This is a genomic window from Janthinobacterium saanense, assembly GCF_014200675.1.
In the GTDB taxonomy this organism is placed as follows: Bacteria; Pseudomonadota; Gammaproteobacteria; order Burkholderiales; family Burkholderiaceae_D; genus Janthinobacterium.
This window is the reverse complement of record NZ_JACHCI010000003.1, coordinates 332,854-345,673: the sequence shown is the minus strand read 5'-3', so window position 1 is coordinate 345,673 and position 12,820 is coordinate 332,854. Positions and strand designations below refer to the sequence as shown.

The following is a 12,820-nucleotide window of genomic DNA, read 5'->3' as shown; positions in this document are numbered from 1 at the left end:
CCCGGAATTAAGGACAAGACAAGGACACAGGCCGTCAGGCAGGGTCGGCGTGGCTGCAATCGTGCGGTGCCGCCGCCGTTGCATGCGCGGCGCTGGCGGCGGGATTGCAGTCGGCGCAGCGGCCATACAAGGTCAGCTCATGGTGCTCGACCACAAAACCTTGCGGCGCCATGCGTTTCAAGTCACCAGGGCAATCATGCACGTCGAACACGCGCTGGCACTGGGTGCACTGAAAATGGTGATGGTGGTGATTGGCCACCGCATTCGATTCATAACGCGGGTTTTCACCGGGCAAGGTCACCACCTGCACCTTGTCTTCCAGTACCAGCGATTTGAGGTTGCGGTAAACGGTGGCGATGCCCAGCTGCTTTACTTGCAGACTGGCCTGTTCGAGTATCTCTTGCGCCGACAAGGGGCGCTGGGCCGACTCGATGGCGGCTTGTATAGCGGTTTTTTGACGTGTTGTGCGTTCCATAGCCCACAGAATACACCATCGCCCTCTGCACTTCAGCACCACCTCAGTTGCTGTTTATCTTTACTGCATGCAAAATTTTCCACCCAGTAATGATAATGCGTTATCATTATCATTTTATGGCGCAGCTGATATTTTCTGAAACGCCTGTCACACCTTGAAAACACCGTTATAGATAAAGGAATCCCCGCCCATGACCGTTACCAAGCACCCGTACCGACCGACCCCGCTCGCCCTCGCCCTGACGCTGGCCTTTGCCGCTCCGGCCAGCGTATTGGCGCAGCAAACCCCTGCCCTGCCTGCCGTGACCGTTTCGGCCAGCGCCCTGGCCCTGGGCAGCGACGAGATGAGCACACCGGTCACCGTGCTGGAAGGCGAAGCACTGGTACGTGCACGCGAAGCCACCTTGGGTGAAACCCTGGCGGGCCAGCCTGGCATCACGTCCAGCCATTTCGGCGCTGGCGCCAGCCGCCCCATCATTCGCGGCATGGATGGCCCACGCGTCAAAATCCTGTCGGACGGTGCTGAAGTGCAAGATGCCTCCACCATCAGCCCCGACCATGCGGTAGCGGCCGAGCCGATGCTGTCGGAACAGATCGAAGTCTTGCGCGGCCCGTCGGCGCTGGCCTATGGCGGCGGCGCCGTCGGTGGCGTGGTCAATGTGATCGACAAGAAAATCCCCACCCGCGTGCCGGCCAAGGGGGTTGAGGGCAGCGCGGAAGTGCGCGCCAATTCGGCTGCGCGCGAAAAAGCGGGCGCCTTTGAAGTCACCGGCGGCTCAGGCAATATCGCCGTGCACGCGGAAGGCGTGAAGCGCAACGCCAGCGCCTACAAGGTCGGCAGCGGCTGGGAAGGCGGCTCCACCGTGCCTGGCAGCTACAACCGGACCGACACGGGCAGCGTCGGTGTGTCGTGGGTGGGCGAACGCGGCTTCCTGGGTCTGGCTTTTACCAGCCAGCACGCCGAATACGGCTTGCCCGGCCACAACCATGAATTCGAAAGCTGCCACCCGCACGGCACGCACCTGCATTGCGGCAGCCATGAAGGCCACGATCACGGTGATGGCGGCGACGAGCACGACCATGATCATGGCGCTGGCGACGTGCCTTACGTCAAGCTGAAAAGCGAGCGCTGGGATGTGCGCGGCGAATTGCGCGATCCCGTCCCTGGCTTTGCCAAGCTGCGCCTGCGTGCCTCGTTTACCGATTACCAGCATGATGAAATCGAAGGCACGGAAGTGGCCACCACCTTCAAGAACAAGGCGCACGATGCGCGGCTGGAAATGGAACACCAGCCGGTGCTGGGATGGCGCGGCGTAGTGGGCTTGCAAACATCGAAACGCGATTTCTCCGCGCTCGGCGAAGAAGCCTATGTGGCGCCCACCGTGACGAAAAAACACGCGGCTTTCCTGATCGAGGAATACAAGCTCGATCAATGGCGTTTCGAAGCGGGCCTGCGCCACGAATGGCAAGACATCGCCGTCGACAGCGCCACCCTGCAAGAGCGCAGCGCCAAGGGTACCTCGGTGTCGCTGGGCGCCGTGTGGAAATTCGCGCCGCAGTATTCGCTCGGTTCGACCCTGTCGCGCACGCACCGTTTGCCCAGCGCCGAAGAACTGTATGCGCACGGCGTGCACATGGCCACCGCGACCTATGAGCTGGGCAACCAGGATCTGAACAAGGAAACGTCGAACAATATCGACTTGACCCTGCGCAAATACGCGGGCGCCACCACGTTTTCGGCCAGCGCCTACCGCAACAAGATCGATAATTACATTTTCGGCTCCACGCTGGATAGCCATGAAGGTTTCCAGCTGATCCAGTACACCCAGCGCGACGCCACCTTCACGGGCTTTGAAGGACAAATCCGCCAGCAGATCAACCCGATGTTCGGCGCCAGCCTGTTTGGCGACAGCGTACGGGCCAGACTGGCCGATGGCGGCGGCAACCTCCCCCGCATACCGGCGCAGCGTTTTGGTCTACGGTTCGACGCCATCTGGCAGGCATGGAGCGGCCTGGCCGAGTTCTACCGGGTCAACAAGCAAGACAAGGTAGCTGCCTTCGAGACGGAAACGCCAGGCTACAATATGCTGAACCTGAGCGCCAACTACGACACCCGCATCGGCACCACGCCAGCCCAGTTCTACCTCAAGGCCAACAACCTGACGAATCAGCTGGCGTTCAGCAACACCTCGTTCATCAAGAATGCGGCGCCGTTGACGGGGCGCAATATCACGCTGGGGATGCGAGTGACGTTTTAATCAGGTCGATCCGGTCTGTACAAAAGCCGTCCACGCCCCAGGCCAGCAATTCGCTGGCCCGCTCGGGCGTGTTGACGGTGTAGCAGAACAAACCCAATCCTTCGGCCTTGACCGCCTGCGCCAAGGCCTGCGTCAGTAGCTGGTGCTTGCAATGCAGGGCCACCACGCCCAGCTCTTTTGCCTGCCGTGCCCAGTCAGCGGGAATTGCATCGACCAGCCAGCCGCGTGCCAGCTCGGGCGCGGTCTGGCGCGCCGCCTGCAGGGATTCAATACTGAACGACGATAGCAGCGGCAGTAATGCTTCGGCAGCAATCTCGGCAGCGAAATAATCGCGCGTGGCACGCGCCACCACCTCGCCCGTCTGCGCGTCAAAACCAGGCGCTGGCTTGATCTCGATATTCATCCAGATGCCCTGCGTCTTGCAGTAGGCCACCACGGCCTCGAAGCTGGGTACGCCCTCGCCGGCAAACTGGGGGCCGAACCAGGCGCCCGCGTCCATCTTGCCCAGCTGCGCCGCCGTGTAATCGTTGATATTGCCGCTGCCAGCCACGGTGCGGCCCAGTTCCGGGTCATGCACCACCACCGGCACGCCGTCGCTCGCCAGCATGACGTCAAATTCCACCGCGCGGTAGCCGTAAGCGAGGCCACAGCGCAAACCGGCGAGCGTATTTTCAGGGGCCAGCGTGCCGCCGCCGCGGTGCGCCAGGGTGCGTGGGTAGGGCCACATGTTTGTCCTTGTTCAATATGGTGGGCTTATCATCGCGTGAGCGCGCAGCCATGTAAAGGATAAATTGGCGAGATTGGCGCCGTGCCAGCCACGTTTCGTCGCACGGCTGTTGCACTGGCAGCGCACCGGCCACACAATGCCTTATCAACCACAAAACAAAATACCCATGTCCAGCCAGCATCCCTCCTCAGTCCAGTCCAGCCAGCCCGGCAAGTTGCGCCGCTCGCGCTATTACCGCATGCTGCACGATCTGCGCTATGCACTGGTCCTCAATGTGATCTGCGCCCTGCTGATTAGCTACATCATCAATCCGGGCAGCAATCTGGGACAAAACCTGATCGCCGCCATGTGCATAGGCACGATCGCCTTTGTGTTGATCGACGGTGCGCGCCTGACCCTGTGGAAGCCCGACCAACGCCCCAAGGCCTTGCCATTCATCCTGATCATCCTGGTGTCTGTACCGGTGGCGCAATGGCTGGGCATGTATTTGTTTACCTGGCTGACCAATGTCCAAGTGAAAGCCTTGAGCAAGCTCGATTCGACTGAAATGGTCGCCAACCTGGTGTTTACGCTGGCCGTGACAGGTGCTGCCGTCCTGTTTTTTTCCAGCCGCGAAAAAATTTCTCGCCTGCAAACGGCAGCGGCGCAGGAAAAAGCCCGCGCCGAATCGGTGGCGCGCCAGGCCATGCAAACCCAGCTGCAACTGCTGCAGGCGCAGATCGAGCCGCATATGCTGTTCAATACCCTGGCCAACCTGCAGGGCCTGATCAGCTTTGACACCGACAAGGCGCAGCTGCTGCTGGAACAGCTGATTCAATACCTGCGCGCCACCCTCAGTTCTTCACGCGCCGGCACCACCACCCTGGGCCAGGAATTTGCGCTGATGGACGCTTACCTGGGCCTGATGGCCATCCGCATGGGGCCGCGCCTGGGCTACACCCTGCAATTACCCGATCATTTGCGCCAGCTGACCGTGCCGCCCATGCTGCTGCAGCCGCTGGTGGAAAACGCCATCCAGCACGGGCTGGAACCCAAGATAGAAGGCGGCCATATCACGGTCGAGGCCAGCAGCGATGGCACACAACTTACGCTGACGGTGCGCGATGACGGCCTGGGTCTCGACCACCCTGGCCAGAGCAAGGGCACGCAGCTCGGTGTATCGAATATCCGCGAACGCCTGCAAGTGATGCATGGCGCGGCGGCCAGCCTGTCTTTACTTGCCCAGCCGGAGGGCGGCGTCATCGCTTGCCTGATCCTGCCCCTGCAATCGACTACCACGAGCATCCCATCATGAGCGAACACATTCCCCGCACCATCCGCGCCCTGATCGCCGAAGACGAACCGATACTGGCTGCCGCCCTCACCCACGCCTTGCGCCGGCTGTGGCCGGAGCTGGAGATCGTCGCCACCTGCGCGAATGGCGTGGAAGCGCTGCAACAAGGCCTGGCCCTGTTACCGGAGATCCTCTTTCTCGATATCAAGATGCCGGGCAAGACGGGGCTGGAAGCGGCCGAGGAAATGGCCGAGCAATGGCCGGAGACGCGTCCTTTTCCGCATATCGTGTTTGTGACTGCCTATGACGAATATGCCTTGAACGCTTTTGAACACGCGGCCGCCGACTACGTATTAAAACCTGTCAACGATGCGCGCCTGGGCAAGACGGTGGAACGCTTGCGGCAGCGCTTGCGTGTAGATAACATCGTGACCCCGGGCACAGACGACAACCTGGCCCGCTTGCTGACGCAGTTGCAAGCCATGACGCCACCTGCGCCAAGGCTGCAAATGATACGGGCGGCCGTCGGCAACAGCGTGCGCATGATCCCCATGGCGGACGTGGTGTATTTCGAAGCGCTGGACAAATACATCAACGTGGTGTGCCAGGATGGCGAAGCACTGATACGCACCAGCCTGAAAGAACTCTTGCCGCAACTGGACCCGCAGCAATTCTGGCAAATTCACCGTGGCACCATCGTCAACGCCAGCGCGATTGCCAGCGCCGTACGCGACGAAGCAGGCAAGCTGTCGCTGACCCTGCGCCAGCATCCGGCGCAATTAAGGGTCAGCCCTTTGTATGCCCATCTGTTCCGGCAAATGTAAAATCAGTGCAGCTGATGCTTCAGGTCCGACAACGCATCGTGCACCTTCAGCACCGCCTGCTTCATTTCCGGCGTCAACTGGGTCGCCATGCCGCAAGCCCGTTTGGCGCGGTCGCCCAGCGATTCCAGCTGGTCGACCGCCTGACGGATGCGCGCATCGTCATGCGTATCGATCGCCTGGCGTACCGCGTTCTTTTGCTGCTCCAACTGGTCCATGCAATCCTTCAAGTCCATCGGCATGGCTTGCGCGCTGCCGCACATTGTCGCCGCCTGGCCTATCGCCTGTTCGATAACGCCAAAACGCCGTGCCAATTCGCTTGCCTGCAACATGGTGATCCTCCTTGTGTTATTAGGTGTCTGCAGTTGGAGCAGCCAGCTGACGGGAGGTTCCCCAAGGTGCATGAATTTCCCCATGGTAGCTTCAGGCTGCTGCCGCCACGCTTGCCCCCAAAGGCTGCAAATGGCGCAAACGCAAGGCAATCAATACACCGCCGCCCAGGCACAGTCCCAGCATGATGATCACGCCGGTCCAGCCATCGAAGCCCCACATCATGCCGGAGGCGGAACCGATCAGGCTGGAACCGAGGTAATAGAACAGCAGGTAAAAGGCCGAGGCCAGCGCTTGCGGGGCGCGGGCGCGGCGGCTGACCCAGCTGCTGGCGATCGAGTGCGAGGCGAAGAAGCCAAAGGTGGCCAGCGCCATGCCGGCCACGATCAGCACCAGCGAATTGAACAGGGTCAGCAAGATGCCGGACAACATCACCGACAGCATGATCCACAGCACGCCGCGCCGGCCCAGGCGGTCCACCAGGCGGCCGGCCCAGACGGAGCTGAAAATACCGATCAGATACAAAAAGGCCAGCAAACCGATGGTGCTCTGGCGCAAGCCAAACGGTGCGGCCAGCAAGCGGTAGCCGATGTAGTTATACAGGCTGACAAAACAGCCCATCAGCAAGAACGCCAGGATAAATAGCCAGGGCAAGCCTTGATCTGAAAAATGCTGGCGGACGGCATGCGGCAAGGCATTCCAGCCTTTGGTCGTGGGGACGAAATTTTTCGAGGTCGGCAGGCTGCGCCAGAATTCAAGGCCGGCCAGCAAACCGGCCACGCCGAGGGTGCCCAAGGCCCAGCGCCAGGACAAAAAATCGCTGAGCACGGAAGCGATCAAGCGCCCGGACATGCCGCCAAAGGCGCTGCCGGCTATATACAAGCCCATCGACAGTCCCAGCGATGGCGGATCGATTTCCTCGCCCAGATAGGCCATGGCCACGGCGGGCATGCCGCCCAAGGCGATGCCCAGCACGGCGCGGATGGCCAGCAGTTGCGTAAAATCCTGGGCAAAGGCAGACAACACCGTCAGCACGGCGGCGCTGAGCATGGAAAACACCATCAGCGACTTGCGGCCGATGCGGTCCGACACGGCGCTCAAGAGCACCAGCGAGATGGCCAGCAAGCCGCTCGAGACCGACAGCGACCAGCTGCTTTGCGCGGGGCTCAAATGAAACTGGTGCGACAGCAAGGGAAACAGCGGCTGTATGCAATACAGCAAGCTGAACGTGGAAAAGCCGCCAAAGAACAGGGCGCGGTTGGTGCGCGTGAATTCGGGCGTGCCTTTGGCGATGGCAGGGGTAGCAAGGGGGAGCGATAAATCAGACATGGCCGTGTTCGGTAGGAGCGAGTTTTCATCATAAGATTGTCAACTCATATCGTCCAATATATATTTAAGGCCCAAGTCATACTTAAAAAAGATAACTGTATATGGAATTGCGCCACTTGCGTTACTTCGTCGCCGTCGCCGAAGAGCTGCATTTCACACGCGCGGCCGAGCGCCTGCATATCGGCCAGCCGCCGCTGAGCCAGCAAATCCAGGCACTGGAAGCGGAACTGGGGGCACAGTTGCTTGATCGCAACAAGCGCTCGGTACGGCTGACAGAAGCAGGCCGTTTGTTTCTGGACGATGCGCGCCGCATCCTGGCCCTGTCGGAACAGGCGGCCATCACGGCGCAGCGTGCCCAGCGCGGCGAAGCGGGAGAATTGCGCATCGGCTTTACCTTTTCCACGCCGTTTACGCCCTACTTCGCCACCGTCATCAACCGCTATCGCCAGCAGTTTCCGCATGTCAGTCTGACCCTGCAAGAAATCGCCACCCTGCATCAGCTCGAAGCGATTGCCGCGCGCACCCTGGACCTGGGTTTCGTGCGCACGCCCGAGACGACATTTCCTGACGCCATCAAACTCACGGAGCTGCGGCAAGACCCGCTGTTGCTGGTGCTACCCGTCGACCACCCGCTGGCGGCGAAAACAGCGGTGGCGGTGGCCGACCTGGCCGGCGAAGCGTTCGTCATGTATCCGAAAAATGCGGGGACAGGAATTTATATACGGATTTTCCGCCTGTGCCGGGCGGCCGGTTTCATTCCACGCATCACCCAGGAGGCGGGCGAAGCATCGACCATCATCGGCCTGGTGGCGGCCGGCTGCGGCATATCCGTGCTGCCCGCTTCCTTCGACCGTATCCGCATGGATGGCGTGTGCTACCGCCCGATTGCCGACCCGCAGGCGACCACCAGCCTGTTCCTGGCCTTGCGGGACGATGAAACCTCACCGCTGGTGACGGCCTTCGTGAAGCTGGCCGAAGCGGTGGCGCAAGAAGGCAAGTGAATGTGGAAAGTGTTGGGGACAGGCCCGAAGGGACTGCCCCAATCAGTTAAGAATAATCCGCGTCCAGCTCCGACCCGGCATAGTTTTCCAGATCTTCGAACAGGCTCTTCATGCTGGCCCGCGTGCGGATTTTCTGCACCACGGTGCAGCTGCGGCGGTACGCGGCGATACGGTCCTGCAGCACCGGATGGTGTTGCGCGGGCACCTTGGCCAGCAGGGCGGCCCAGCCTTCTTCGAAGTCGGGCTTGTTCTTGCGCACGGAACGCACGAAACGCTCGAATTCCTTCTGCCCCGTGCGCGCCATGATGCGCCCGCCGCCTTCGATGGCGAAGATGATGGCCACGGCAATCACGCCTTCGGCATTCAGGTCGCTGTCGCTGACGGGACCGTTGTCGTGGTGGCGGCGCAGCCAGCCGGCCAGGCGCACCACGGCTTGCACTTCCTTGCGCTGCTGCAACTGCAACGCATATTTCTCAAAGCCGGCCCAGTTCTGGTTCGGGTCAGCCTGGCAAATATCGATGAACAGCTCGCGCAAACGCCGCGCCATATAGACGGGGTCCTGGTCGTACTCGCCCACCAGCGCATCTTCGGGTAGTTGCGACAATTCCTTGATCAGGCGAAAACCCACCTGGAAGGCGTGCTCGGCGCCATGTTCGACCAAAAAATCCAGCGCGGCCTGGTCGCCTTCGTGATGCAAGGCGTGTTCCAGGCCCAGCGAGACGCCGCCCACCGTCAGGTACAAGGCTTTCTGGATGCCGTCGGCCGTGCGTTCATTGGTAAACTTCTCGGCCACCATGGCCGTGATGCCCGTCAATTCATCGGCCAGGTTCAGCGCCGCATCAAGACGCGGATCCGTCGGCAAGAGCTTGATGGCGCGTATCAGGCGCGGAAGATTCTCTACAACAATTGCTGGCAGCATTAGTGTTTCCCTGCTTTCATCAAGAGAAGATACCGGTGCCCAGGCTGCGGCGGGTGCTGGCGCGCGGCGCACTGCGCGTGCTCGGCACTTGCTTGCGCAAGCGGTACAGCAATTCCTTGGTGCTACGCTGCAACATCGTCGGCTCTTCGTCCGGGTCGTCCGAATATTCGGCGTCGGCCAGGTCGGCGCTGTGGCGGAAATCGGGGAACAGTTCAAACAGCGAGCGGTCCCAGCCGTCTTCATTGGCTTGCGCCAGTTCGATCGCCAGCGGCACGATATCGTTGTCGGACGAGGTCACGCCCGTCACATACGGTCCCTTGATGACGATCTCGCCAGCCACTTCGAGGATTTCCTTCGGCGCCATCGAGAACAGAATGGCAAACGCGGTGGCGCCCCAGTCGGTGGCCGAGGCTTCCAGCAGCAATTCGCGGCGGCGCTCGGCGTCGTCGGTGGAAAACACCACGCCATGAATGTGGGCGAACAGCGATTCGGCGATGCGTTCCGGATCATCCTCGATCTGGTCGTCGCTCCAGGTGGCGGCGATGAAGGCCAGGCTGTCGGCCCAGGCCTTGGGCGGCACCAGCAAGGTGGCCAGCGACATCTTGCCGCCGTCAAAACCGGCCAGGTGCAAGGCCGTCACTTGCGGCGGAATCGAATTCAATACTTCCACCACGGCCAGGTCGCCGTACTGGTCGGCCGCATCGGCAAACGCCTGCTCTGCATGGCCCAGCGAACCGGACAGCACCAATTCCGTGACTTGTTTCGTCAGCGCGGGAAGATTGCTTTTTTGATCATTATTATCGGCCATGGTCATCTCCATCCTGGTCAAACATCTGGGCGAAATCGTCAGTGGCTTCGTCTTCGTCATGCTCGTCGTCGCCGTCGTCATTGGCGGCCAGCTGGTCCAGCGACTGGTCGTCGTCATCCCACAGGCGCGGATGCTTGTGCAGGAAGGCCGTGATGATGGCCTGGCGGGCAAGGTCGGGGAAGCTCTCTTCGATGGCAGCATACATCTTGGCCGCTTCCGGGGCAGCACAGGACGCCATGGCAAACACGCGGGCCGTATCGCCGAACTCGTAGTCTTCGCTTTCGGCCAGCAAGCCTTTCGGGTCGCTGAAGCTAATGTGGTCCACCAGCGCGAAGGCCAGCATGTTGACGTCTTCGATGCCGCCGCCGCTGGCGTATTCGCCCACCAGCGCGTCGACCATGCTCTTGTAGTTCTTGCGATTGGGCGGATCGCCCAAAATGCCTTCGATCTGGCCTTCCAGTTCACGCGACTGATAGGCGAATTCGGGATGTACTCTTCTCATGTTGTGCTTTCCAATGTCATACGCGGCGCTGTTTTATAAAACAAAAGCGCCGTTGTTTTTTTTAACTTATTCAGGCCCGCTGCAGCGGCCTGCAAGGGCGCTTAATCTGCCGGAAGTACCGTACCATGCAGGCGGAACACGCCGCACCACAGGGCATAGGCTTCCGCATCGGCATCGATGATGATGCGGTGGTTGACGCTTTGGTCGTATTCGGCGCGCTTGACCGGATCGGCCAGGATTTCATACGCCTTGGTCACGCTCTTGAAGCGCGCCTCGGCGCCGGGAGCCTGGTTGCGGTCGGGGTGAAAACGCATCGCCAGCGAGCGATAGATTTTCTTGATTTCATCATCGCTGGCATTGGGGGCGACACCGAGGACGTTGTATAAATTTTCCATGGGAGGCTCCGGGGTGCTGATTTTCTGCTGATATAAAGGCGAATTATCCTATAGAACGGCCATGAAGTCGCTGGCATGCGCTGAATGAAGGCAAATTGAAGGCAAATTGGCAGCAGAAAGACGCTTGCGGTACGGTAAAATGCTCTTTACTGTCACTCTCAAGCATTGATCAATGAGCAACGATAAACCTAGTAGCGCTGCCGCCGCACCGGCGCTGGCACCCAATTTTTTGCGTAACATCATCGAAGCCGACCTGGCCGCCGGCACCCATGTGCGTCCCGGCCTGCCCCAGGTGATCACGCGTTTCCCGCCAGAACCAAACGGTTATCTGCACGTGGGCCACGCCAAGTCGATCTGCGTCAATTTTGGCCTGGCGCGCGATTACGCCGGCCAGTGCAATCTGCGCTTCGACGACACCAATCCGGCCAAGGAAGAGCAGGAATACGTCGACACCATCATGGACAGCGTGAAATGGCTGGGCTTTGACTGGGAAGCGGCCGGCGGCGTCAGCAATCTGCACTACGCCAGCGATTATTTCGACCAGCTGTATGCGATGGCCGAATACCTGATCACGGCCGGCTACGCCTATGTCGATAGCCAGAGCGCCGAAGAGATGGCCGCCAACCGTGGCAATTTCGGCCAGGCTGGCAAGAATTCGGCCTTCCGCGACCGTCCGCGCGAGGAATCGCTGGCCCTGTTCCGCGCCATGAAGGCGGGCCAGTTCAAGGATGGCGAACACATCTTGCGCGCAAAAGTCAGCGAAGACGCGATGAGCTCGCCGAACATGAACTTGCGCGACCCGGCCATCTACCGCATCCGCCATGCGCACCACCACCGCACGGGCGACGCCTGGTGCATCTACCCGATGTATGACTACACGCACCCGATTTCAGATGCGCTGGAAAACATCACCCATTCGGTCTGCACCCTGGAATTCCAGGATCACCGCCCATTCTATGACTGGCTGCTGGCAACCCTGTCCGCTGGCGGCTTTTTCCAGCAACCGGTGCCGCACCAGTTCGAATTCTCGCGCCTGAACCTGACCTACATCGTCACCAGCAAGCGCAAGCTGCGCCAGCTGGTAGAAGAAAAGATCGTCGACGGCTGGGACGACCCGCGCATGCCTACCCTGGTGGGCATGCGCCGCCGTGGCTACACGCCGGAAGCGATCCAGCTGATGTGCGAACGCACGGGCGTGACCAAGTCCGACGGCTGGATCGATTACAGCGTGCTCGAAGGCTGTCTGCGCGAAGACCTGGACCCGAAAGCGCCGCGCACGGTGGCCGTGCTGCGCCCATTGAAGCTGATCATCGACAACTTCCCGGAAGGCGAAAGCGTGGAATGCACGGCGCCCGTGCACCCGCACTTCCCGGAGCGCGGCTTGCGCAGCTTCCCGATTTCACGCGAATTGTGGATCGAGGAAGACGACTTCATGGAAGTGCCGAACAAGGGTTATTTCCGTCTGTACCCGCCTGTCGACGACAAGCCGGGCAGCCGCGTGCGCCTGCGCTACGGCTACGTCATCGAGTGCACCGGCTTTGAAAAAGATGCGGACGGCAAGGTTATCGCCGTGCATTGCAACTATTTCCCGGACAGCAAGTCGGGCACCGAAGGCAGCGCCAATTACAAGGTCAAGGGCAATATGCACTGGGTCAGCGCAGCGACGGCGATTGCCGCCGAAGTACGTCTGTACGACCGCTTGTTCACCGATGCGCAGCCGGACGCCGGCGGCAAGGACTTCAAGCAATTGCTGAACCCACTGGCCAAGGACGTGGTGCAAGCATGGCTGGAACCGGGCGCGGAACTGGCCATGCCGGAACAGCGCTTCCAGTTCGAACGCCATGGCTATTTCGCGGCCGACCGCGTGGATAGCCAGCCAGGCAAGCCCGTGTTCAACCGTATCGTCACCCTGAAAGACAGCTGGCAGCCGGCCAAGTAAGCGCCGTCCGCAGTGAAGCAGCCCCCGGCTTGCCAGGCAATCCG

Annotated in this window: 13 protein-coding genes; 5 read left to right on the top strand and 8 right to left on the bottom strand. The window is 60.8% G+C overall.

The features are described from left to right. Positions 1-34: 34 nt before the first annotated feature. Positions 35-475 carry a Fur family transcriptional regulator gene (locus HDE72_RS06585; RefSeq protein ID WP_183738130.1) on the bottom strand — a complete coding sequence of 147 codons (441 nt, stop codon included), beginning with the start codon at positions 473-475 and terminating at the stop codon, positions 35-37. A gap of 190 nt (positions 476-665) precedes the next feature. On the opposite strand from HDE72_RS06585, the gene HDE72_RS06580 reads away from it, so the two are divergent. Then, the gene (locus tag HDE72_RS06580) at positions 666-2,732 is read left to right on the top strand and encodes a TonB-dependent receptor domain-containing protein (RefSeq protein ID WP_183738129.1); all 2,067 of its coding nucleotides are present in this window, start codon (positions 666-668) and stop codon (positions 2,730-2,732) included. Here the strand turns inward: HDE72_RS06580 and ugpQ are convergent. Continuing rightward, complete coding sequence (gene ugpQ / locus HDE72_RS06575) at positions 2,704-3,459, bottom strand: glycerophosphodiester phosphodiesterase (protein ID WP_183738128.1); 756 nt, start codon at positions 3,457-3,459, stop codon at positions 2,704-2,706. The genes HDE72_RS06580 and ugpQ overlap by 29 nt on opposite strands. A 166-nt stretch (positions 3,460-3,625) precedes the next feature. Between ugpQ and HDE72_RS06570 the strand changes: the two genes are divergently transcribed. Together HDE72_RS06570 and HDE72_RS06565 are read left to right on the top strand one after the other, a co-directional pair. After that, complete coding sequence (locus tag HDE72_RS06570; RefSeq protein WP_260176546.1) at positions 3,626-4,753, top strand: sensor histidine kinase; 1,128 nt, start codon at positions 3,626-3,628, stop codon at positions 4,751-4,753. Then, positions 4,750-5,556, top strand: coding sequence for a LytR/AlgR family response regulator transcription factor (locus tag HDE72_RS06565; RefSeq protein WP_183738127.1), 807 nt, complete (start codon positions 4,750-4,752; stop codon positions 5,554-5,556). The genes HDE72_RS06570 and HDE72_RS06565 overlap by 4 nt, the downstream gene beginning before the upstream one ends. 2 nt (positions 5,557-5,558) lie before the next feature. Here HDE72_RS06565 and HDE72_RS06560 read toward each other — a convergent pair whose 3' ends face one another. Both HDE72_RS06560 and HDE72_RS06555 read right to left on the bottom strand, forming a co-directional pair. Beyond that, the gene (locus HDE72_RS06560) at positions 5,559-5,885 is read right to left on the bottom strand and encodes a hypothetical protein (protein WP_183738126.1); all 327 of its coding nucleotides are present in this window, start codon (positions 5,883-5,885) and stop codon (positions 5,559-5,561) included. Between the two features lie 91 nt (positions 5,886-5,976). Then, the gene (locus HDE72_RS06555) at positions 5,977-7,212 is read right to left on the bottom strand and encodes an MFS transporter (RefSeq protein ID WP_183738124.1); all 1,236 of its coding nucleotides are present in this window, start codon (positions 7,210-7,212) and stop codon (positions 5,977-5,979) included. Positions 7,213-7,313: 101 nt separating this feature from the next. On the opposite strand from HDE72_RS06555, the gene HDE72_RS06550 reads away from it, so the two are divergent. Beyond that, positions 7,314-8,213, top strand: coding sequence for a LysR family transcriptional regulator (locus HDE72_RS06550; RefSeq protein WP_183738122.1), 900 nt, complete (start codon positions 7,314-7,316; stop codon positions 8,211-8,213). Positions 8,214-8,259: 46 nt separating this feature from the next. On the opposite strand, the gene HDE72_RS06545 is transcribed toward HDE72_RS06550, so the two are convergent. From HDE72_RS06545 to HDE72_RS06530, 4 genes are all read right to left on the bottom strand, one after another. Continuing rightward, on the bottom strand, positions 8,260-9,132 hold the full coding sequence (locus HDE72_RS06545) for a hypothetical protein (RefSeq protein ID WP_183738120.1): 873 nt from the start codon (positions 9,130-9,132) through the stop codon (positions 8,260-8,262). A gap of 19 nt (positions 9,133-9,151) precedes the next feature. Then, positions 9,152-9,940: a hypothetical protein gene (locus HDE72_RS06540; protein WP_183738118.1), complete on the bottom strand. Its 789-nt coding sequence runs from the start codon at positions 9,938-9,940 to the stop codon at positions 9,152-9,154. After that, positions 9,930-10,442 (bottom strand): hypothetical protein, encoded by a 513-nt coding sequence (locus tag HDE72_RS06535; RefSeq protein ID WP_183738116.1) that lies wholly within the window; start codon positions 10,440-10,442, stop codon positions 9,930-9,932. Before HDE72_RS06535 ends, HDE72_RS06540 begins: the two co-directional genes overlap by 11 nt. 101 nt (positions 10,443-10,543) lie before the next feature. After that, the gene (locus HDE72_RS06530) at positions 10,544-10,837 is read right to left on the bottom strand and encodes a DnaJ domain-containing protein (RefSeq protein WP_183738114.1); all 294 of its coding nucleotides are present in this window, start codon (positions 10,835-10,837) and stop codon (positions 10,544-10,546) included. Positions 10,838-11,009: 172 nt separating this feature from the next. On the opposite strand from HDE72_RS06530, the gene HDE72_RS06525 reads away from it, so the two are divergent. Then, the gene (locus tag HDE72_RS06525) at positions 11,010-12,776 is read left to right on the top strand and encodes a glutamine--tRNA ligase/YqeY domain fusion protein (protein WP_183738112.1); all 1,767 of its coding nucleotides are present in this window, start codon (positions 11,010-11,012) and stop codon (positions 12,774-12,776) included. Positions 12,777-12,820 lie beyond the last annotated feature (44 nt).